The organism is Streptomyces hygroscopicus (assembly GCF_026168105.1).
Taxonomy (GTDB): Bacteria; Actinomycetota; Actinomycetes; order Streptomycetales; family Streptomycetaceae; genus Streptomyces; species Streptomyces hygroscopicus_D.
Map to the genome: position 1 here is coordinate 62,460 of NZ_LBMW01000036.1, position 22,221 is coordinate 84,680.

The following is a 22,221-nucleotide window of genomic DNA, read 5'->3' on the forward strand; positions in this document are numbered from 1 at the left end:
CGGCCACGGCACTTCACGGAGAGAGACCTGCGATGGAATTCACGCTCACCGACGAGATGGTCGAATGGCGGGCCAGGGCCCGTGCCTTCGCCGACGAGGCGGTACGCCCCGTCGCGGCCGGCCTCGACGCACGCCCGGACCCGGCCGACGCCTGGTCCTGGGAGCTGGTCGAGGAGGCCGACGGGCGGGGACTGCGCCAGGCGCCGCTGCCCACCGAGTTCAAGGGTGCGGCGACGGACTACGTCACCAACACCCTGATGCTCGAGGAGATAGCCGCCGCCGACCTCGGCATGGCGGTGGTCCTCGCCCAGCACTGGAAGTTCTCCCAGATGCTCAACGAACTGGGCACTCCCGCGCAGAAGGAGCGGTACCTGAGCCGCAACGCGGCCAATCCGCACGGCCTGTTCGCGGCTTCCTTCACCGAGCCGAACGCAGCCTCCGACAACCTGCTGCCCTACCGTGCCCCCGGCGCGGGGATGCAGACGTTCGCGCGGCGCGTCGCCGGCGGCTACGTCATCGACGGCATGAAGCACTACATCTCCAACGCCAACCGGGCCGACACCATCCTGTGCTTCGCCCGCACCGACCGGGAAGGCCCGCTGACGGAGAGCGTCACCGCCTTCGTCGTGCCGTCCGGCGCCGACGGGCTGCGCATCGGCAAGGTGCACGACAAGGCGGGCGAACGTCTCGCCAACAACTCCGAGATCTTCTACGAGGGCGTGTTCGTCCCCGACGAGGACGTCCTCGGCGAGCCCGGTACGGCACTGCGCAGCGTGGCCCGGCTGCTGCGGGCCAGCAACGCCTACGCGGCGGCGTGTGCGCTGGGCGTGGGGCGCGAGTGCTTCGACCGCAGCCTGCGGTGGTGTCGCGAGCGCGTCCAGGGCGGCGCCCCGATCATCCAGCACCAGGCGGTCGGCTCCTACCTGGCCACCATGTACAGCAATGTCGAGGTCAGCCGGACCCTGATCTGGCGGGCCGCCTGGCAGGCCAGGCGCCCGGAGACGTTCTCACCGGCCATGGCGGTGATGCCGAAGCTCGTCGCCTCCGAGCTCACCTTCGACTCGGCCCGGCGGGCGATGGAGCTGTGGGGCGGAGCGGGCGTGATGCGCGAGAACGGCATCGAGAAGCTGCTGCGGGACGCGGCGATCTGGCTCCACTCGGACGGCACCAACATCATCATGCGCGAACGCCTCGCCAACCTGCTGCGCGACGCCGCTCCGGAGGCATCCCTGTGGGACGCCACACCGACCGCCGCCCAGATGGTCGGCATCATCTGAGCGCCCACCGAGCGAACGGTCCGTCAGGACCGTGGAAGTGAGGGCACCATGAGACTGCGGGGAAGGGCCGCCGTCGTGACCGGCGGGACCAGCGGCCTCGGCCGGAGCATCGCCGAGGCACTACTGAGGGAAGGCGCCGGCGTGGTCTGCGCGGCCAGGTCCGAACGGGACATGGCGCGGATCGCCGAACTGGCCGGTGACCGCGCCGTGTTCCACTGCACCGACGTACGCGACCCCGGCTCGGTCGACGCATTGATGCGGTTCGCGCAGCAGCACTTCGGGCGGCTCGATCTGTGCGTGGCCAACGCGGGCGTCACCCGCGACGGACCCGTCCACACCCTGGACCCCAAGGAGTGGGAGGAGGTCATCGGGACCAACCTCACCGGTACGTTCCACTGCGTGCAGGCCGCCACCCCGTATCTGCGGCAGACCGGCGGAAGTGTCGTCGCCATCTCGTCGGCGCTCTCGACCCGGGTTTCGGAGGGGGCCGCCGCGTACAGCGTCTCCAAGGCCGGGATCGACATGCTGACCCGGGCCTGCGCCGCGGAACTCGCCGCGTTCGGGATCCGCGTCAACGCCGTGGCGCCGGGCTTCATCTCCGAGGGCATGGGGAGCAGGCTCGCCGACAACGACCTGGTGTGGGGCGAGTACCACAAGCGGCTGCTGTCCGGCAGGCCGGGAACCGGCGCCGAGGTGGGACGCGCGGTGGTCTTCCTCGCCTCGCCCGAGGGGGCCTACGTCAACGGCCATGTCCTCGAGGTCAACGGGGGCCTGCGCTGGGCATGACGGTCCGGCCGGATCCCTCCGGCCGGCACTTTCCCGTCGACTCACAGAGAGGAATCCGTGTGAGGACCGCCGACCGCATCACGATCGCAGCCGCGGCCGCCTGGCTCCCGGAGCGACGCCTCACCCCGCAATCCGTCGGCGCGGACAGCGAGGACGTCGGATACGAGGCCCTGGTCGTCGCCGAGGACCCCTCGCCGCCGCAGATGGCGGTCCGGGCCGCGGAGGTCGCCCTGGAGCAGGTCTCCTGGACGGGCAAGGACGTCGATCTGCTGCTGCACGCATGGAGCTACTACCAGGGACACGACTTCTGGTCCCCGGCGCACTACGTCGCCGAACAGACCGGCGCCCGCGGCGCGTTGCCCATCGGTGTGCAGCAGATGTGCAACGGCGGAGCGGTTGCGTTGCAGACCGCCGCGGCGTACCTGCTCGCCGCGGGCGACGTCTCCCGGGCGCTGATCACGACGGCCGACAAGTTCTGTACCCCCGGCTTCGACCGTTGGCACGGGGACATCGGCGTGGCGTACGGCGACGGCGCGACCGCCGTCCTGCTGTCGGCCGCCGACGCCGACTCGGCACCCGGGAGCACGCAACTGCTGTCGGTGTCCACCGTGTCGTTTCCCGAGCTGGAAGGCATGCACCGAGGGCACGACCCGTTCGCTCCGGCGCCGCGTTGGCACAGCGCACAGGTCTCCCCGCGCCGCACGAAGAAGGCGTATCTGCGCGCCTATGGCGATGTCGGGTACCGCAAGGCCGAGCGGGAGGCCCTGACCTCCGTGGTGACGTCGGCGCTCGAGGACGCCGAACTGGACGGCCGGGACATGCGGTTGAAGGCCGTGGTGCTTCCTCGCCTGCACGGTCGGCTGCTCACCACGGAGTACATCCCGCTGCTGTCCGCACTGACCGTCGCCAGGCCCGTCGACTTCGGCAGCACGACCGGTCATCTCGGCGCCGGCGATCTGGCGGCGGGCCTGGCGAGTCTGCAGGAGCAGAGGCTGCTGGCGGAAGGCGAGTACGCCCTCCTGCTCAGCACCGGCGCGGGGTTCAGCTGGTCGTGCGCGGTGGTGCGGCGGTGAGGGGTGCCGGGGCTGCCCGGCCGTCGGCAACTCCGGTCCGAACCGCCCATGGCGGCCCCTGCACCAGCGCAGGCGCCTTCTGACCCACCTCTACGACAGGCACGACTCGCACCACGACCAGCAACCCGATTCAAGAAGGGAATCCTCCATGTCGATCACACCCAATGCGATTCTGCGCGGCGGTGCCGGAGTTCCGGACCAGGAGAGGGTTCGGTACGTGGCGAACATCGCCGACACTTTCAAGCTCCACCTCGCGAACCGGTATGAGCACTACGAGCCGACCGACGCCAAGCACACCCGCCACGACGGCCTGGAGCTCCGTGTGTTCGAGTGGGTGTGCCGCACCTACGTGGCCGAATAGCAACGAGGTCGGCTTCCTCTTCGCCTCTCTCGGCCGGCTCGTCGGCTCCGTGCACACCGAGCGAGCGATCGCCCCGGGCAACGCGGTGGCCCTGGGACCGCACGGCACCCTGGGCGTGGTTGCGTCCTGCATCACCTGACCGGAACATGGCCGGACAGCGGCGCACATCCTGGAACCCGCTTGTCACCGGGCGAGTCAGCCACGCTGGCTCAACATCGTCGTCGGCGGCGCGCCCGGCTCATGGCCCCATCTACGATCGGATCCGTTTGTGTGATCTCGGAACAGAAGGCTGAACAACAGTGACGAACGAGCGAGTTGTCATCGTGACCGGCGGAGGTTCGGGTATCGGGGCAGCCACCACCCGGCTGCTGCGCGAGAACGGTCACCACGTGATCGTCTCGGGTCGGCGCGCCGAACCGTTGCGGCTCCTCGAACAGGAGACCGGGGCGCTGGCGTATCCGTCCGATGTGGGCGACCCCGACGCCGCCGACGGTCTCGTCCGCACGGCCCTCGCTGCTCATGGGCGACTCGACGGTCTTGTGCTCAACGCGGGCATCGGGCGCGGCGGAACGGTCGGGGACATGTCGTTGGAGGACTGGGACAACGTCATGCGCACCAATGTCACCGGTCCGCTGCTGCTCCTGCGCGCGGCGATCCCGCACCTGCTCGAGGCGCGCGGATCGGTGGTTGCCGTCGCGTCCGTCTCCGCACTGCGCAACGGCGCGAGCAACGCACCGTACGCCGCGTCCAAGGCCGCCCTGCTGCAGCTTTGCCGCTCCGTCGCCGTCGATTACGGGCGTCAGGGGGTGCGCGCGAACATCGTGTGTCCCAGCTGGGTGAGGACCGAGATGGCCGACCGGCGCATGGCGCGTTTTGCCCAGGAGGCGGACCTGAAGGACAGCAGCGTCGAGTCCGCCTACCAGGAGGCAACCAGGCTGCTGCCCATGGGGCGGCCTGGCGACCCGCGTGAAATCGCCGAGGCGATCAGCTGGTTGCTCTCTCCGGCAGCATCCTATGTCAACGGTGCAGTGCTCACCCTGGACGGTGGGGCGACGGCCCTCGATCCCGGGACACTCGCGTTCGACTTCCACATCGCTCCACGCGAGGGCGCGGAAGTCTGATACTCACCGGTGCATGGGTGCCGCACCTGCTGCGTTCCGGTCTGCTGCGGCCGCGTACCGCGAGTGCGTACCGCGGGTCAGGGTCGCTGAGGCCGCAGCGCGCCGGTCGTAGCAGGGAGTGCGTCGGTCATGGAGGGCCACATCCGGGCGATCGCGAGGAGCGTCGCCCGGCTGCTGCGATCCACACCGGGCAGCGGGCACGGGGTGGACGGCGGTTCGCCGCTGAGCTTGGCGTGCCGGGCTTGGCCCAGGGCGGCGGCGAGCGCACCTGCCGTGAGGCGGTCGCCTCGTAGACCTGTGTCCCAGGCGTGCTGATGTGCCTTCTCGTACGTGTCCGGCTGGACGTATCGCTGCAGATCCAGGAGTGCGTCATACGTCTCGATGGTCTGCCGGTGCGCCTGCAGCGCCAAGGGGCAGTGCGGGCGCAGCACCTCCTGGACCCGAGTCCGCTGCGGTCTGGCGAGGGCCACCTGCGGTACCGCAACCACAAGATCGCGCCACAGCGGCCACAGCTGCCAGGTGGTCCGCAGGGCCGTCAGCGCCCGGGCGCAGGCGGTTGCGGTGGGTACCAGCAGTGACGCCGCACGGAACAAACCGTGGATGCTGATGATCAGTGACAGGTAGGGGAGCATGCCGGGTGCGCGGAAGAAAAGGTGGAAGAGATAACCGGACCAGAAGGCAATGGCCAGGACGCTTCCCACCGCGAACAGCCGCAGAGACCATACGAGATCGCGGTCGTCCGTGCGCAGGCTGTACAGCCAGCAGACGACGAGGGCGACGGAGTCACCGATCAGATGGGCGACGACGAGGATCAGCCAGTACAGGGATGACGGATCGGCAGGCCCCTGAGGAGAAATCGTCGAGGCCGATTGGTCAACTCCGAGCTGGTCCAGGGCGAATAGCGAGCCCATCGCCGCAACCATCCCCACCACCGCGGCGACACGCAGGCGATGCGTACGGGTGGAGTCGACGATGAACACAAGGACCAGTCCGGCGCTCAGGACGCCGATCAGGTTGCGGGTCAGCGAGACCGTGTGTGCAGTGCTGCCGACGTTCGTGCACCACTCGACGACCTTGGGCTGGAAAAGGGTGATGGCGATGGTCGCGGCAAGGACCGTGAGCCACAGCCCCCGCTGATGGGGCACGCGCAGCGCGGGACCGGCCCGCCAGACGAGGGCGATCCACAGGGTGAAGACGCCGCACAGCCCGACGTCGTTCGCCAGCTCACTCACCGCCATCGACCGTCACTCCCAGGAAGACTCCGAGCCGTCCCAGGGGGCCGGTCAAGCGGCCGGGTTTCCCGGCGCTCTGTATCAGGCTGGCGATCATCTCGGCTTCTTGTTCCTCGTTGGTCGTGTAACTGGTGCGGGCCATGAGGCGCTTGACGACATGGGGCTGGGGGTCGGTGAGCAGTTGACCGGCCAGGTCGTCGGCCTCGGCGGTGAGGCCCCGGTGGTGGTCACACAGCAGGTGACCGATCTCGTGGAGGATGATGTGCTCCCTGTGCAGGGGCGCGGTACGGGCTTCGTAGAAGACGTAGTCGGCATCGTCGGTGGCCAGCCAGAGCCCGCACACCCCGCTCTCCGCGGCCTGCTCGGGCAGCTCCTTCACAATGAGAGGGTGACCTCTGAGTTCCTCGACCCGGTCGCGGACCGCTTCGAAGGAAAGAGACCGCTGCACACCGAGATCACGCAGGATGGTTGTGCATCTGCGCTGCAACTCGACGTATTCGCCGGTTCTCCTCACTCGCTGTTCCTGTCGGCGGGACCAGCCGCGGTGTACCCTTTGCCGGGTTCATCCGACATGGTGCTCGCGAGAGCGAGCAAGGCGTCGAGCCTCCTGGAACGCTCTGCCGGAACGCGAAGGTGATCGGGAGACGGACCTCTCGTGCCGCCATTGGCACTACAGCTACCAGTCACTGCTCCAACCCCGGGTAGAGGAACCGCCGCTTGCTGACTCCAGCGGACAGAACGTCGCCCAAAGCCTAGTCAGCCATCCGCCACTCCGAACCAGGCCGACTCGACTCCGGCTAGCCTTTGGCTCAAACTGTTCTCCGGTTCTCCGGCGGCTGACCCCTTGGGGTCTGTGATCAGGCCGAAGGAGAGCAGTTGGGGTGTCCGCGGATCGACTGGCGCATGCCGCCTCCCGGAGGCAACTTCCCCGTACCGCCGACGCGTCCCGCAGCGGTCGTACCGCTTCCTCGGCGACATCGGGTCACGCGTCGCCAATTCCCACAGGGTTCGGGACATGCGAGTCCTGTCACCGGGTACAGGGCGACCTGGAACAAGGTGTGCGGCATCGGCAAATTTGTCGAGAGTACCGACGCCTGAACGCCCTGCGGGCGGCGGGGTACCGGCCATGGGGCGGTGCAGTTCGAATGGCCGGTATCAGCGTTCAACCGCCGCGGATGCCGCAGTTGATCGCGCAGAGAAGGGTGGCAGCCTGTCCGGCTGCTGCGGCACACTCCCGGGGAGTCGAGTCGTGGTCGGCTCGATCACGCCGACGCGCCGGCACCGCGCGCCCCGTCGCCCCGGCACCCGCATGACGCCCACACCAGCGAGTCGCGTATCGCTTCGGAAGGGAACACCCGACGCATGAGCCAGCGAGCAGCATTTCCACTCGTGATCGAGTCGGAGGGGGGTGAGAGTCTCGCCGAGCGGGTGAAAGCCCAGCGCCGCACCGTGCGGGCCTCCCTGCTCGAGCACGGCGCCCTGCTCCTGCGCGGATTCTCCGTCCCCGACGTGACCGCCTTCGACTCCGTGGTCCGCGAGCTGTCGGGGGACCCGCTCACGTATACCGAACGCTCTTCGCCGCGCAGTGCGATCCAGGGGCAGGTGTACACCTCCACGGACTACCCGCCGAACGAAGAGATCTTCCTGCACAACGAGAACTCCTACCAGCAGTCCTGGCCCATGGCGCTGTACTTCTACTGCGTGCAGCCACCGCTGACGCTCGGAGCGACATCTCTTGCCGGCACCCGCGAGGTGCTGGCCAGGCTCGACAGCTCGGTACGCGAGGAGTTCATCCGACGAGGCTGGCGCGTCGTGCGCAACTTCCACCCCGGAATCGGGCTGACCTGGCAGCACGTGTTCAACAGCGATGACCGCGCCGCCGTGGAGGCGTACTGCGCGGAGAACGACATCGAAGCGAAGTGGCTGCCGAACGATGCCCTGCGGACGACGGCGGTCAGGCAGGCCGTCCACCGCCATCCCGTATCGAGCGAGCAGGTCTGGTTCAACCATGCCGCCTTCTTCCACGTGACCACGCTGGACGCGGTGATCCGCGACGGGCTGCTCGAGATGTTCGACGAGCCGGATCTGCCGACGAACACCTACTTCGGGGACGGTGGCACCATTCCCGACGATGTCATCGAGCACGTGCGCGAATGCTATCGGGCCGAGACCGTGCGCTTCGACTACCGCGAGCACGATGTCCTTGTCATCGACAACATGCTGACCTCTCACGGCCGGGAACCCTTCACCGGCCCGCGCAAGATAGCAGTCGCCATGGCCGAGCCCTTCCACCCGGAATTCTAGCGCGGGGACGAATCGCGTGCTGCATTGCGGAACTGGGAGAGACGTGAACCTGTTTGGTCGCCGCAATGAACTGCGGGCGGTGCAGCGGCAATTTTCGGATGTCCAGCGCGGAGAGAGTGGATTCCTGCTGGTCGACGGGGTTCGCGGATCAGGCAAGAGCTCCCTGGTCGGACATGTCGTGTCCGATGCCGAGAAGCGGGGAATCCGCGTCGTCACGGGGCCGTCGAATGGCCACCGCCCGTTGCTGCTGGCCGGGGCACTCGCCGCCGGTGCCGCCAGATTCGCCGGGATTCCTCGCAGGCCGCGGGGACATCCCGAAATCGGAGGGTGGCCCCAAGAGGCCTTCGAAGCCGCCGTCGAGGCCGAACTCAACGCCCCGGATAGCGACTCCACCGGCCCCGTGCTCATCGCCCTGGACGACGTCGACTGGGAGGACCCGGACGTCGGATTCCTGCTCGCCGCCCCGCCGGCACGTACCCGGCGTCCAGTGCTCTGGCTGCTTTCCGGCCCCACCCCGCCCTCCCGGAGCAGTCCGCTGGAAGGCGCTCGGAACATCGGTGCCGTTCGGCTGACCCTCGGGCCGCTCGGCGGGCGCGACGTCACAGCGATGGCCGCCGAGGCTCTCGGGGGCACGCCGGATGCCGGTCTGGGCGGTCTGCTCGAAGCCTGCGGAGGGCATCCCGGACTGCTCAGGGCCCTGCTGAACGAGTTGATCGCCTGGGGTGGCTGCACCGTCCGGCAGGGCGTCGCCGGGTGGGGTGCCGGGCCGCTGCCGCGGCGTGTGCTCACCGCGCTGCTGCGCGAGGATCCTCGCCTCTCGGGCGGGGCGCGCGCCCTGGCAATGGTGGCGGCGGCACAGCCGAACCCCATGCGGACGAGCGAGTTGACGCGGATTCCGGAGCAGGACGTGCTCCTGCTGCTGCGCGCGGTCCGGGAGGTCGTGGAGGCGGGTGTGCTGCGCATCGACCGTGGCCGACTCGGCTTCCACCACTCGCTGGTGCGGGAGGCCGCGACCTGGCTCCTTTCACCGGCCGCGCGCAGTCGCCTGATGGCGCGATTCGGCGTCGCACCCAGCGGCCTTTTCGCCGTGCCCGTTCCGGCGGGCGCGTCCAACTCCCTGCTGAGCCCGGCGGAACGCACCATCGCCGAGCAGGTCGTGCGCGGCCTGACGAACCGCCAGATCGCTTCCAGCATGGATATTTCTCCGCATACAGTCAACTTCCATCTGCGGAAGATTTTCAGAAAGCTCCGGGTCTCCTCTCGTGTCGAAATGGTGGGAACCTACCTCCACGTGTGGCGCCCCGAGCAGACGACCACGGCCGTCGAGCCCATCCGGGAAAGCAGAGCCGCCGATGCGAAATAGGCAGGGAGCGCGCGAACGGCTACTCGAACGAGTAGTGGATACCGTGCCCTGGGACAGGCAATCTGGAAGGTGAGTGCAAGGTGCCGTACGCTTCCTTGCGGCAAATCATGGGGGAACAGCTGTGCGTCGTACGCAATCTGGATTCAGTCTGCCGCTGACCGCTGCCCGGTCGGACAGCGGCACCGGCGTGCGGTATTCCGCGGGAACTCCCTCATGTTCCGGCGGCGGAATACCCCGTGAAAACCGAGCTGTGCCGCCGGGTTTTCTCTCTGCTCGCCCGGTGCCGTTTTCCGCTGCGCCGCCCGGGTCACCGAGACCGGTACGCGAAGCCGACCGCCGTGATCGCATGGGCCGCCGCCCCGACTTCGAGTTCATCAACCTCCAGGCCACGCCGACCGTTTCGGACATCGCCTCACGGCGGTTGGACCAGGACCCGGCGGGCCGCTGCCACCACAGGTTCGCGGGCACGCGCTTCTCGCCCGCCCGCGCGGAGAGGAGAGCCCTGTGAACCTGACTCTCGAGCCCAGCGTGCTCCATCTGTTGCGCCGCCACGCCGACGAGCGGGCCGACCGGACCGCCGTCACGTTCGTCCACGACCACGAGGCACCTGACGGCGCGCAGAGCCTGACCTATGCGGAACTGGACGCGGAGGCGCGCCGCGTCGCCTCCTGGCTGCAGGAACGCTGTGCGCCCGGTGACCGGGCGCTGCTGCTGCATCCGGCCGGCCTGCCGTTTGTCACCGCGTTCCTCGGGTGCCTCTACGCCGGCGTCGCCGCGGTGCCTTCACCGATGCCAGGCCAGTTCCAGTACCAGCAGCGCCGCGTGACAAAGATCGCCCGCGACGCGAGCGTGAGCGTGGCGCTCACCGACACGGGCCAGTTGGCCGAGGCACGGCAGTGGATCGCCGACACCGGACTCGAGCTGCCCGCCGCCGCCAGCGACGCCCCCGACTTCGGCGACGGCGTGAACTGGCGCCGTCCCGGAGCCACGGCAGAGGACCTGGCGCTGCTGCAGTACACCTCCGGGTCGACCGGCGACCCCAAGGGCGTCATGGTCAACCACGCCAACCTGCTGCACAACGCGGACAGTCTGCGGGGTGCCCTCGGCCTCACCGAGGAGACCAACTTCGGTGGCTGGATTCCCCTGTACCACGACATGGGCCTGATGGGGCAGCTGCTGCCCGGCCTCTTCCTGGGCAGCAACTGCACACTGATGTCGCCGATGGCGTTCCTCAAGCGTCCGCACCATTGGCTCGCGCTGATCGACCGGTACGACATCGGCTTCTCCGCAGCGCCCAACTTCGCCTACGACCTGTGCCTGCGCCGGGTCACCGACGCGCAGATTTCCGGACTCGACCTGTCGCGCTGGCAATACGCCGCCAACGGCTCCGAGCCGATCCAGGCCAGCACGCTGCGGGAGTTCGCGCAGCGCTTCGCCCCGACCGGCTTCCGGGCCGAGCAACTTGCGCCGTGCTACGGCATGGCCGAAGCGACCGTGTTCATCTCCGGCCGCTCCACCCGGCCGCCCCGAATCCGGGCAGTCGATCCGCAGGCGCTGGAGAAGCACCTCGTCCAGGACCCTGATACGGCCGGTCCCGTGCGCGAGCTGGTCGGCTGCGGCGACGTGCCCGACTTCGACGTGCGCATCGTCGACGCGGAGGGCCGGAGGGTGCTGCCCGACGGTACGACCGGTGAGATCTGGCTGCGCGGGCCAAGCGTGGCGGCCGGCTACTGGGGCCGTCCGGATGCGACCGAGGAGACCTTCCAGGCCCGCACCGCCGACGGCGACGGGCCCTACCTGCGCACGGGCGACCTCGGTGTGCTGCTCGACGGGGAGCTCTACGTCACCGGCCGCACCAAGGACCTGCTCATCGTGCACGGCCGCAATCTGTACCCGCACGACATCGAACACGAACTGCGGCTGCGGCACGCACCGCTGGCTGCCTTGGCCGGCACGGCGTTCACCGTCCCCGTCCCGCAGGAGGAAGTGGTGGTGGTGCACGAGGTGCGGGGCCGCTTCAGCCAGGAGCAGCTGCGCGAACTCGCCATCGGTATGCGTGCCACCGTGCACCAGGAGTTCGGAGTGCACACCGCGGGCATCGTGCTGCTGCGGCCCGGCACGGTCCGCAAGACCACGAGCGGGAAGGTGCAGCGCGCCGAGATGCGCGGCCTGTTCCTGGAGGGAGCCCTCGCCCCGCTGTACGCCGAGATGGCGCCCGCGGTGCGGGCGACGAAGGCGGGAGCGGCCGGATGACCGCAGTCGTGCCCGAGTGGCCCGCCGGTCTCCCCGCAGTGCTGGCCGACGCCATGACCGCGGCGGCCGCGACGGGAGGCCCGTTCGGCGTGAGCCGCAGCGCGGCCCTGGACGCCGCGGAGGCATTCCCCGAGCAGGAATGCGCCTTGCTGGACGCCTGTGGACTGCCCCGCGCCTACGTCCCCGCGCGGCTCGGCGGAGTACCGGGCGGCCTGCCCGAACTGCTGCATGCGCTGCGCGAGGTGGCCCGCCGCGATGTGACGGTCGCCGTGGCGCACGGCAAGACCTTCCTTGGCGCCGTGTCGACGTGGGTCGCCGGGACGGAGCAGCAGCAGCGCGCCCTGGCCCGGCTCCTGCTCGACGAGAATGCGGTGGTTGCGTGGGGTCTGACCGAGCGGGGAATAGGCAGCGATCTGCTTGCCGGGAGCCTGACCGCCGTCCGCGGACCGGACAGGGAGTGGCGGCTCACGGGCGAGAAGTGGCCGATCAACAACGCCACCCGGGGACGGCTCATCTCCGTCCTGGCACGCACCGATCCGGCCGGCGGTCCGCGCGGGTTCAGTCTGTTCCTGGTCGACAAGTCCACACTTGCGGAGGGGACGTGGCAGCCGCTGCCCAAGGAGCCGACGCACGGCATACGCGGCGCAGACATCAGTGGGCTGCGCCTGTCTGACGCGCCGATCCCGGCCGATGCGCTGATCGGAAAGGTCGGTGACGGACTGGGGACCGTTCTGCGCGCGCTGCAGCTGACCCGCACCGTGTGCGCCGCGCTGTCCCTGGGAGCCGGCGAGCACGCGCTGCGCCTGGCGCACGAGTTCGCCGCCGAGCGTGCCCTTTACGACACCCGGCTGCTGCTCCTGCCGCTGGCCCGGCGAGTGCTGGGCCGAGCCGCTGCGTCCTTGGCCCTGGCGGATGCCGCGGCGCTGCTGGGTGCACGCTGCGCTCACGGACTTACCGGGGAGATGAGCGCCGTGTCGGCGGCCGTCAAGGCGGGAGTGCCGTGGATCGTCCAGCAGACCATCGACGACCTCGCCGAACTGCTCGGAGCGCGAGGATTTCTGACGGCACATCACGCCGACGGCATGTTCCAGAAGCTCGAACGCGACCACCGGATCGTGGCGGTCTTCGACGGCAGCACGGCGGTGAACCGCTCGCTGCTCATTTCCCAATTCCCGCTCCTGGCCAAGCTCATCCGAACCGGCACCTACGACGCCGCCGGACTCGCCGCGACCACCGGCGAGACCCCGCTGCCGGAACTGGAGCCTGCGGCCCTGCGTCTGGTGAGCCGCACGGGCTGCAGCGTCGTCCAGGCGGTGCCGGAGGCAGCCGCGCGGATCGCCGCCCTGGCGGGAGCGGGTTCCGTGCCGCCGCGCGCGGCGGCACTGGCCGTCCTGCTCTCCGAGCAGACGGTGGCGCTCGCGCGGGACATGGCGGAGCTGCCGCCGTCCGCCAGGAACGCACCCGCGGCGGCGTTCGCGGTGGCCCGGCGATTCGAGGCGTGCTTCGCCGGCGCCGCCGCCCTCCACCTGCTCGTCGCACCCGGCGGGACGGAGAGCGCCGTGGCACTGACCGCGGCCCTGGAGCGGTGCATGGAGCTGCTGGTGCCCGGCCACCGGCCGCCGTCCGACGCCTACGAGCCCCTCGTCCCGCCACTCGCGCGACCCGTGGAGGAACCGGTCCGATGACTCTCGTCGACCCCGCCGACAGCGCATCCACCGCGCCACACACGGACGCAATCGACCGGCTGGAGGCGCTCTTCGGCGACGCAGGCGACCCGGCCAGTCCGGTCGGCCGAGACGCGGTACTGGCCGCCGACACCCACGGCACCATGCTGTCGGCCGGCGAAGACCTGCTGGACGCCTTCGGGCTGAACGCCCACTTCGTCCCCCAGGCCCTGGGCGGCCGATTCACCGGCCCGCAGGAGCTCATCGGCGTGATGCGCGCGGTCTACCGGCGCGATCCCTGTCTGGGCCTCGGCTACGGCGCGGGATCCTTCATGGCCGCCGTCAACGTCTGGACTTCGGGCAGCACCGAGCAACGGACATGGCTCGCCGCTCACCTGCTCTCCGAAGGCCGGGTGGCCTGCGCCTACCACGAGCTGGCCCATGGCAACGACTTCGCGCGGGCCGAGCTGACCGCCCTGCCCGGACCGGACGGACGGCTGCGCATCAACGGCCGCAAGGAAGTGGTGGCCAACCTCGACCGGGCCGGAGCCATGGTGCTCTTCGCCCGCACGAACGGCGCTCCCGGCAGCCGCAGCCACTCCCAGCTCCTGCTGGAGCCCGATCGGCTGCCGCCGGGATCCGTCACCCGCCTGCCCCGCTTCGGCACGGTCGGGATGCGCGGCGTGCCTCTTGGCGGAATCGAGTTCACCGACTGCCCCGTCCCCGCCGACGCCGTGGTCGGGACCTCCGGCCATGGCCTGGAGACGGCCCAGCGCTCCTTCCAGCTCACCCGGATCGCGCTGCCCGGCATGAGCGTCGGCCTCCTCGACACCGCGCTGCGCACTGCCTTGCGCGGGGCCCTCGGACGCCGTCTGTACGGCTGTACCGCCGCCGACCTGTCCCTCTCCCGGACCGTGCTCGCCGAGGCGTTCGCCGACCTGCTGCTCGCGGACGCGTTCATCACCGTGGCCGCCCGCGCGGCCCACACCGCAACCGGGCAGTGCACCGTGTACGCCTCGGCGGTCAAACTCCTTGTCCCCGCCCTGCTGATGGCAGCGGTCCACCGGCTCTCCGAGCTGCTCGGCTCGCAGTTCTACCTCCGCGCCGGGGAGCAGCCGCTGTTCCAGAAGCTGCAGCGCGACGTGCTGCCCTCGGCATTCGGCCACGCCTCCCGCGTCTCCTGCCAGTCCGCGCTGCTTCCGCAGCTGCCCCTGACCGCACGGCGGACCTGGAGCGCGGACGACGGGCCAGTGCTGCCCACCGCGACCTTTCGGCCCGCGGAGCCGCTGCCGCCGCTGGACTTCGGCTCCCTCGCGTTGACCGCGGGCGGTCGTGACCCGCTCTCCCGCTCGCTGCTCCAGGGCGCTGACCGGCGCACCGGAGAGGACGAGGCGATTGCGGCGCGGGCATCGGAGTACGCCGCCGAGGTGCGGTCGCTGGCCGCCGCGGCGGCTTGTCTCACACCCGACCAGCTGGGTCCCGGAGCACCGCCCCATGCATTCGACCTGACGACCCGTTGGGCCGGGGTGCACGCCGCCGCGGCCTGCCTGGGACTGTGGTGGGAACGGCCGAGCGGCGGACAAGGCTTGGGGAACGACCCCGCCTGGGTGCTCGCCGCCCTGCACCGGCTGGGCGCCCACACCGGCCGCCACCACGACCCGCTCCCGGAACCGCTCACCGGCGTCCTCTGCACGGAACTCCTCCGGCGTCACGACGCCGGCCTCACTTTCGACCACGCTTGCCGACCCACGGGCGCCTGAGCCCACCCGACCCAGCACCCAACGGAGGCTGCCATGTCCGACATCACCGACCGCCCAGACACGGCCGATGCCGAAGAGCTCCGCGAATGGCTGCGCGGCTGCGTGGCCGAGTACGTCCGACGTCCGGCCGAGGACATCGACACCGATCTGCCGCTGTCCGAGTACGGCCTCGACTCGGTGTACGTACTCAGCCTGTGTGCTGACATCGAGGACCGTTACGGCATCGAGGTGGAGCCCACTCTCCTGTGGGACCACCCGGCCATCGGCCCGCTCGCGGACGCCCTGACCCCACTGCTCGCCGGCCGCTAGGCGGACTCGGCGGACGACGGCAAGCCGACGCTGGTCGGGCGGCTGCTGCGCGATGCCAAGTCGCGGCCGGCCCGACCGGCGTGAGGCAGTCGACCACACTTCCTGGCGCCACGGTCGGGCTCCCGGCCCGGCGCCGCTCACCGACGGCATGCGCGCCGAGCGCGATCAGTGCGTCACGATCGGCATGACGCGCCCTCACAGGGCGACAAGAGATTGGAAGTCAGGCGTACGAGCGGCAGCGGAACGTGCGCGGTGGCCCGCCCCAGACGATCCCGCCGAAGCGCACGGACGATGACGGGGCGCCCGTTCTGGCCGCGACCCGTCATCCACACCGGTCGGGGCTGTCAGGCAAGAGCCAGCCTGACGGGCAGCCGTTCAGGGCCGTTCACGACGATCGAGTCCAGCAGTTTGGGTACGCCGTCGAGCTCGATCCGCACGGACCGGTCGAGCAGCTCGCCGTAGAGCAGTCGCAACTCGACCCGGGCCAGCACGCTGCCGAGACAGAAGTGCTCGCCGAAGCCCAGGGCCAGGTGCCGGTTGGGTTTGCGCGAGATGGTGAAGGTGTCGGGCGTGTCGAAGACCGTCTCGTCGCGGTTGGCCGACGGCAGCCAGAAGACGACCCGGTCACCCACCTCGATCTTCTTGCCGTGGATCTCGGTCGTGCGCACGGCGGTCCTCATGATGTGCGTGGCAGTGGACGTCCAGCGCAGGACCTCCTCGACAGCGGAGGGCAGCAGAGCCGGGTCCTCCACCAACTGCTGCCACTGATCGGGGTGGTCGAGGAAGGCGAGCATGCCCCCGGCAGCCGCGATCCGCGTGTTCTCGGTGCCGCCGACCAGCAGGTTGTCGCAGTTCAGGATCACGTCGTCGGGGCTGAGTCGCTCACCGTCGATGTCAGCCGTCGCCAGCACACTCACCAGGTCGTCGTCCGGGTGCGTCGCCTTCTCGGCCTGGAGCGTCTCGAAATACCCGAGGATGTTCAGGTGGGCGAACCGGCGGGTGAGCGGGTCGCCGGCCGCGAAGGCCTGGCTGGTCAGGTCGTAGAGGTACTCCCAGTCGGACTCCGGAACCCCCATCATCTTGCAGATCACATACAGCGGAACACGGGCGGCGACATCGGCCACGAAGTCACAACTCCCTTGCTCAAGCGCCTTGTCGACTATGCCCTTGGTGATTCCCGCCATCTCTTCCTCGAGCGCACGGACCGAGCGCACGGCGAACCACTCGTCCACCAGCCCACGCAGCTGACGGTGGCGCGGTGGATCGGTCAGCGCCAGGGTGCGGCCACCGCCGGGGTCGGCTCCATGGTCGGCCGGCCGAAGCAGAATGCCCTGGGCCGAGCTGAAATTTCCCGCGTCTCGGTAGGCGGTGCGCACGTCCTCGTATCTGGTCAGGGCCCAGAAGCCGGGAAGTTCCGTCGGGGGGTGCCAGTACACCGGTTCATTGGCACGGAGCCAGCGCCACTGCACAAACGGATCGCCGTGCGAGTAGAGTCCGGGATCCACCAGATTGATCGGCGGGGGCGGTTCGACCGGCTCATTGTGCATGCGAATGCCTCACAGGTTCGTTGGAATTCTAGACCCGAAATATCATGCACGCGGCCGGGAGTTAGCGGAATGTCGTCCGCCTGCGGGACGCGGGATGACATCGGCGTGAGAGTCCCCGCCGCATGGCCCGTCGGCAGCGTTGACATGGGAGATCCCGGCGGCGTTCAACCGCCGCCGCGGCGCAGTTGAACGGTGCGCGGCGTCCCGGCTGGCAGGGGAGGGGGGACGGCCTCGGACAGCTGCAGCTCATTGATCGCAGCGGCGTCTCTGAGCCATAGTGGATCACGTATCGGGCGGTGCAGACTGCGTGCCGGGGAAGCGTGTGCGGGGCCAGGGCGTCCGCCGCAGCAATGGCTCTTATTACCGTTCCATCGAAATAGGTGAATATTCAGGCCCGGCTGGTCTGCCTTATGACTGCATCCCAGGATGCCGGTCGAACCGGCGCCCTGCCTGAGGTTTGCGCTGTTGCCTGCGCTGTGCGCGGGCTCTCGAAGTCCGCAATATCAAGTTACAGCGGTGTGCAAGGAGAGCTGGGCAGTTGTGCGGCATGCCTCGGCGGCGGCTGCCCGTGCTGTTCCAGCCGATGAGTCGAACCGAATGGAGTGCGCGGGAATGGCTACGACTGAGGGTGAACTTCGGGAGCTGATGGCCGGTCAGCTCGCGATCTGGTACAGCCATCAGCTTGCGCCCGAGAACCCGTGCTTCAACGGTGCCGAGTACCTGGAGATCGGCGGCGAGTTGGATCTGGGCCTCCTGGTTAAGGCCTCGGAGCGCCTGATCGAGGAGGCGGACGCCGCTCGGCTGCGGATCCGCGAGTTCGACGGGCAGCCGCGGCAGTACTTCCATGACGTGAACGACTACCCGGTCGAGGTCCTCGATGTGAGCTCCGAGGCCGATCCGCACGCGGCGGCCGAGAGCCTCATGTGGGACGATCTGCGGCGGTCGAAGGGGGCGGCCGAACGGCCTCTCTACACCATAAAGATATTCACGGCCGGTCCACGCCTCACCTTCTGGTACCAGCGGGCCTACCACGTGATCCTGGACGGCCGCAGCGCGGGGCTGGTGGTCGGCCGCCTGGCGCAGATCTACAACACCCTCCTGCAGGGCGGTTCGGTGGAAGAGGGCGCCCTGCCGTCCAGCACCGTACTGATGGACGCGGAACGCAAGTACCGGGCTTCTGCGGACTACGAAGCGGATCGCGAGTACTGGCGTGGTGTCCTGGCAGGCCTCCCGGAGGCGGAAGGCCTCGGCAGCAGCTACGCGGGGCGGGCCCAGCGAGCTCCCGTCCGGTTCGTCGAGAGCGTGGACGGTTCAATCGGGGCAAGCCTGAAGGCGGCGGCTCGCGGGCTGGGGACCAACTTTGCCGGTCTGATGATCAGCGCTGCGGCTCTCTACCAGCACCATCTCACCGGACAGCGGGACGTGGTCGTGGGTGTTCCGGTGAGCGGCCGTGCAGGAACGCGGGATCTCGCGATTCCGTTCATGACCAACAATGTTCTCCCGATCCGGGTGACGATCGCCCCGGACACCTCTGTTGCGGACCTCGTGCGAAGGACGACCCGGGCGGTGCTGGAGGGCCTGCGCCATCAGCGGTACCGGTACGAGGAGATGCTCCACGACGCGATGCTCGGTGAGGGCGACCTCTGGGACCTGCTCATCAACGTGATGTCCTTCGATATCTACGAGCTGCCGTTCGGTGACTGCGCTGTGACCGCGCACAACCTGTCCAGCGGGCCGGTCGACAGCACCCGGATCGACGTCTACGACCGGTCCGGCATGAAGGTCGCCGTTGACGTGAACGCCGACGCTCCTGACCTTCCGTCAGGTGACGAGGTCTGCCGCCGCTTCCTCGCCATGGCGAACTGGCTCGTGTCCGTCGAGCCCGACGAACTGGTCAGCAGGTCCCACCTGCTGGACGCGGTTGAACGCCGGCGGGTGCTCGTCGAGTGGAACGACACCGAGGCCGATTTCGGGTCGGGGCTGGTGCCGGAGTTGTTCGAGGCGCAGGTTGCCCGGACTCCGGATGCGGTGGCGGTGGTCGTGGATGGTGTGGAGGTGTCGTTCGGGGAGTTGGATGTGCGGGCGAATCGTCTTGCGCAGTATCTGGTGGCGCAGGGGGTGGGTGCGGAGTCGCTGGTGGGGGTGTGTCTGCCGCGTGGTGTGGAGATGGTGGTGGCTGTTGTGGCGGTCTGGAAGGCGGGGGCGGGGTATCTGCCGATCGACCCGGAGTACCCGGTGGAGCGCATCGCCTACATGCTGGCCGACAGCGGCGCGGCTGTGACGCTGACGGAAAGTGCGGCGCTCGCCGGGCAACTGGCCGGCGCGGCCCGTGCAGTGGCGCTGGACAGTGCGTCGCTGGCGGCGCAGTTGTCGGTGTTGCCTGCGGTGGCTCCTTTGGTGCGGGTGTCCGGGGAGGGTCTGGCGTATGTGATGTATACGTCGGGGTCGACGGGGCGGCCGAAGGGGGTTGCGGTCACGCATGCGGGTCTGGCGAACTACGTCGGGTGGGCTGTGGGTGCGTACGGTGGGGGCGGTGGTGCGCCGTTGCATTCGTCGTTGGCGTTCGACTTGACGGTGACCAGTGTGGTGGTGCCGTTGGTGTCGGGTGCTCCGGTGGTGGTGAGCCGGGCGGGTGGTGCGGAGGGTTTGGCGGAGCTGCTGGGTGATCGCGGTGGTTTCGGTCTGGTGAAGGTGGTTCCGGCGCATCTGCCTTTGTTGTCGCAGATGCTGGCTGGCAGTCAGATCATTGATGCGGCGGGGACGTGGGTGGTGGGGGGTGAGGCGTTGCCGGGTTCGGTGGTGCGGGCGTGGTTGGAGCGTGCTTGTGGGTCGGTGGTGGTCAATGAGTACGGTCCGACCGAGGCGGTGGTCGGGTGCTGTGTGTTCGAGGTGCGGGCGGGGCAGGAGGTGGTGGGTGATCGGGTGCCGATTGGGCGTCCGGTGGCGAACATGCGTCTGTATGTTCTGGATGAGTTCTTGCGGCCGGTGGCGCCGGGCGTGGGGGGTGAGCTGTATGTCGCGGGGGTGCAGGTGGCGCGGGGTTATGTGCGTCGCCCTGGTCTGACGGCGGAGCGGTTCGTGGCGAACCCCTTCGAGCCGGGGGTGCGGATGTATCGCACGGGCGATGTGGCGCGGTGGAGTCGGGATGGGCAGTTGGAGTATCTGGGGCGTGCGGATGAGCAGGTGAAGGTCCGTGGGTTCCGGATCGAGCCGGGCGAGGTCGAGGCCGTCCTGGCCGCGCACCCGCAGGTCGCGCAGGCTGCGGTGATCGCCCGCGAGGACACACCTGGCGACATCCAGCTGGTCGGGTATGTGGTGGTCGACGGCGTGGTCGATGACCTGGCGGAGGAGGTCCGGGTGTTCGCGGCCGACAGGCTGCCCGAGCACATGGTCCCCGCCGCCGTCGTGGTGCTGGACGGGCTGCCGCTGGCCATGAGCGGCAAGCTGGACCGCAAGGCGCTGCCAGCCCCGGAATTCGGTACCTGGGCAGGGACCGGGCGCGGCCCGGCGAACGCGCGCGAGGAGATCCTGTGCGCCGCCTTCGCAGAGGTCCTGGGCCTGGAGCGCGTCGGTGTGGACGACAACTTCTTCCAGCTCGGTGGCCAGTCGCTGATGGCGATCCGCCTGGTGGGGGCGATACGCAAGCTTGGCGTGTCGGTGTCGGTGCGGGCTTTCTTCGAGTCCCCGACCCCGGCCGGCCTCGCACTCTCCGTGGGCGCGAGCAAGGTCGCCGTACCGGCGAACCTGATCCCCGCGGATGCCCGTGAGATCACCCCGGAGATGCTGCCCCTGGTCGACCTGTCGGCCGACGAGGTCGCGCGGGTGGTGGCCTCGGTGGAGGGCGGTGCCGCCAACATCGCCGACGTCTACCCGCTGGCCCCGCTGCAGGAGGGCCTGCTCTTCCACCACCTGCTGGCCGAAGGCAACGACGACACCTATCTGGCCTCGGCCGTGATGGAGTTCGACTCCAGGGAACGGCTGGACGCCTTCGCCGGTGCCCTGCAGCAAGTGCTGGACCGGCACGACATCTTCCGCACGGCGATCGTGTGGGAGGGTCTGCCCGAGCCGGTCCAGGTGGTCTGGCGGCACGCCCAGCTGCCGGTGACCGAGGTGACCCTCGACCCGCAGGCCGCGGACCCGGTGGCCGAGCTGCCGGCGATCGTGGGCCGGAGGATGGACATCACGCGGGCCCCGCTGCTGAGCCTCCATGTGGCCTCGGTCGCGGACGGCCGCCGACTCGCGCTGCTGAGGCTTCACCACCTGGTGCAGGACCACACCACGGTCGAGGTGCTGCTCGCCGAGATACGGGCCATCATGCTGGGGCGCGGCACCGAACTGCCGCAGCCGCTGCCGTTCCGCGATGTGGTGGTCCAGACCCGAGCGGGCCTCGACGGCGGAGAACATGAGCGGTTCTTCGCCGATCTGCTGGGGGACGTGACCGAGCCGACTGCGCCGTTCGGGCTGCTGGACACGCGTGAGCCGGGGATGGACACCGTCGAGTCCGAAGTGCGGATCGCTCCGGACCTCGAGCGCCGGCTCCGCAGGGTCTCCCGGAAGGTCGGCGCCAGCCCCGCGACGCTGATGCACGTGGCGTGGGCCCGGGTGCTTGCGGCGGTGAGCGGCCACGACGACGTGGTCTTCGGCACGGTGCTGTTCGGCCGAATGAACGCCGATGCCGATGCGGATCGGGTGCTCGGCCCCTTCATGAACCTGCTGCCGGTGCGCGTGAAGACGGGGCAGCTGGGTGTGCTGGCCGCCGTGGGTGCGGTGCGGAGCCAGCTCGCCGCGTTGCTCGAGCACGAGCACGCGCCGCTCGCCGTGGCGCAGAACGCCAGTGGTGTGGAGGGCGACAGCCCCCTGTTCGCCTCCATGTTCAACTACCGGCACAACGACCGCTCCGTCAGCAAGAGCGGTGCTCTCTTCGACGGCGTCGAGCTGCGGTCCTACCGGGAGCAGACCAACTACCCGCTGGCGGTGAATCTCGATGACGACGACGAGGGCATGCGTCTGACCGTCGATGCGGCTCGCCCGGTGGACCCGCAGCTGGTCGGCACACTGCTGTGCACGGTGATGAGAAACCTGCTCGCCGCGCTGGAGCGGGCAGCGGCGGGTGGCCCCGAGATCGCTTTGGGCGCGGTTGAGGTGCTGGACGGGGCCGAGCGGCGTCGGGT

Annotated in this window: 17 protein-coding genes; 14 read left to right on the forward strand and 3 right to left on the reverse strand. The window is 69.4% G+C overall.

The window, feature by feature from the left end; all coding sequences use genetic code 11:
* The first annotated feature begins 32 nt into the window (after window positions 1-32).
* From AAW14_RS28550 to AAW14_RS28570, 5 genes are all read left to right on the forward strand, one after another.
* A complete protein-coding gene (locus AAW14_RS28550) occupies window positions 33-1,277 on the forward strand; it encodes an acyl-CoA dehydrogenase family protein (RefSeq protein WP_265566876.1) in 1,245 nt (414 codons plus the stop codon).
* A 48-nt stretch (window positions 1,278-1,325) separates the two neighbouring features.
* Window positions 1,326-2,063, forward strand: a complete 738-nt coding sequence (locus AAW14_RS28555) for an SDR family NAD(P)-dependent oxidoreductase (protein WP_265566877.1) — start codon at window positions 1,326-1,328, stop codon at window positions 2,061-2,063.
* Window positions 2,064-2,122: 59 nt separating this feature from the next.
* Window positions 2,123-3,136, forward strand: a complete 1,014-nt coding sequence (locus tag AAW14_RS28560) for a ketoacyl-ACP synthase III family protein (protein ID WP_265566879.1) — start codon at window positions 2,123-2,125, stop codon at window positions 3,134-3,136.
* A gap of 148 nt (window positions 3,137-3,284) precedes the next feature.
* Window positions 3,285-3,497 (forward strand): DUF5988 family protein, encoded by a 213-nt coding sequence (locus AAW14_RS28565; protein WP_265566881.1) that lies wholly within the window; start codon window positions 3,285-3,287, stop codon window positions 3,495-3,497.
* A gap of 299 nt (window positions 3,498-3,796) precedes the next feature.
* Entirely contained in the window at window positions 3,797-4,618 is an 822-nt protein-coding gene (locus tag AAW14_RS28570; RefSeq protein ID WP_265566883.1) for an SDR family NAD(P)-dependent oxidoreductase, read from the forward strand.
* Between the two features lie 77 nt (window positions 4,619-4,695).
* On the opposite strand, the gene AAW14_RS28575 is transcribed toward AAW14_RS28570, so the two are convergent.
* Together AAW14_RS28575 and AAW14_RS28580 are read right to left on the reverse strand one after the other, a co-directional pair.
* A complete protein-coding gene (locus AAW14_RS28575) occupies window positions 4,696-5,856 on the reverse strand; it encodes an MAB_1171c family putative transporter (RefSeq protein ID WP_265566884.1) in 1,161 nt (386 codons plus the stop codon).
* Window positions 5,843-6,229, reverse strand: a complete 387-nt coding sequence (locus tag AAW14_RS28580) for a regulator component (RefSeq protein WP_265566885.1) — start codon at window positions 6,227-6,229, stop codon at window positions 5,843-5,845. Before AAW14_RS28580 ends, AAW14_RS28575 begins: the two co-directional genes overlap by 14 nt.
* Before the next feature lie 9 nt (window positions 6,230-6,238).
* On the opposite strand from AAW14_RS28580, the gene AAW14_RS28585 reads away from it, so the two are divergent.
* The 8 genes from AAW14_RS28585 to AAW14_RS28620 all read left to right on the forward strand — a co-directional run bounded on the left by AAW14_RS28585 (window position 6,239) and on the right by AAW14_RS28620 (window position 15,503).
* Window positions 6,239-6,487 (forward strand): hypothetical protein, encoded by a 249-nt coding sequence (locus AAW14_RS28585; RefSeq protein WP_265566887.1) that lies wholly within the window; start codon window positions 6,239-6,241, stop codon window positions 6,485-6,487.
* Window positions 6,488-7,239: 752 nt separating this feature from the next.
* A complete protein-coding gene (locus AAW14_RS28590) occupies window positions 7,240-8,154 on the forward strand; it encodes a TauD/TfdA family dioxygenase (RefSeq protein ID WP_322741135.1) in 915 nt (304 codons plus the stop codon).
* A gap of 43 nt (window positions 8,155-8,197) precedes the next feature.
* Entirely contained in the window at window positions 8,198-9,517 is a 1,320-nt protein-coding gene (locus AAW14_RS28595; protein ID WP_265566889.1) for a LuxR C-terminal-related transcriptional regulator, read from the forward strand.
* Window positions 9,518-9,863: 346 nt separating this feature from the next.
* Window positions 9,864-10,025, forward strand: a complete 162-nt coding sequence (locus tag AAW14_RS28600) for a hypothetical protein (RefSeq protein WP_265566891.1) — start codon at window positions 9,864-9,866, stop codon at window positions 10,023-10,025.
* Window positions 10,022-11,770 (forward strand): fatty acyl-AMP ligase, encoded by a 1,749-nt coding sequence (locus tag AAW14_RS28605; protein WP_265566893.1) that lies wholly within the window; start codon window positions 10,022-10,024, stop codon window positions 11,768-11,770. Before AAW14_RS28600 ends, AAW14_RS28605 begins: the two co-directional genes overlap by 4 nt.
* Window positions 11,767-13,455: an acyl-CoA dehydrogenase family protein gene (locus AAW14_RS28610; protein WP_265566895.1), complete on the forward strand. Its 1,689-nt coding sequence runs from the start codon at window positions 11,767-11,769 to the stop codon at window positions 13,453-13,455. The genes AAW14_RS28605 and AAW14_RS28610 overlap by 4 nt, the downstream gene beginning before the upstream one ends.
* Window positions 13,452-15,194: an acyl-CoA dehydrogenase gene (locus tag AAW14_RS28615; RefSeq protein WP_265566897.1), complete on the forward strand. Its 1,743-nt coding sequence runs from the start codon at window positions 13,452-13,454 to the stop codon at window positions 15,192-15,194. Before AAW14_RS28610 ends, AAW14_RS28615 begins: the two co-directional genes overlap by 4 nt.
* 33 nt (window positions 15,195-15,227) lie before the next feature.
* Window positions 15,228-15,503 (forward strand): acyl carrier protein, encoded by a 276-nt coding sequence (locus AAW14_RS28620; protein WP_265566899.1) that lies wholly within the window; start codon window positions 15,228-15,230, stop codon window positions 15,501-15,503.
* Between the two features lie 344 nt (window positions 15,504-15,847).
* Here AAW14_RS28620 and AAW14_RS28630 read toward each other — a convergent pair whose 3' ends face one another.
* Entirely contained in the window at window positions 15,848-17,050 is a 1,203-nt protein-coding gene (locus AAW14_RS28630; protein ID WP_265566901.1) for a cytochrome P450, read from the reverse strand.
* Between the two features lie 426 nt (window positions 17,051-17,476).
* Between AAW14_RS28630 and AAW14_RS28635 the strand changes: the two genes are divergently transcribed.
* The coding region (locus tag AAW14_RS28635) for a non-ribosomal peptide synthetase (protein ID WP_265566903.1) at window positions 17,477-22,221 on the forward strand (4,745 nt) is incomplete at its 3' end.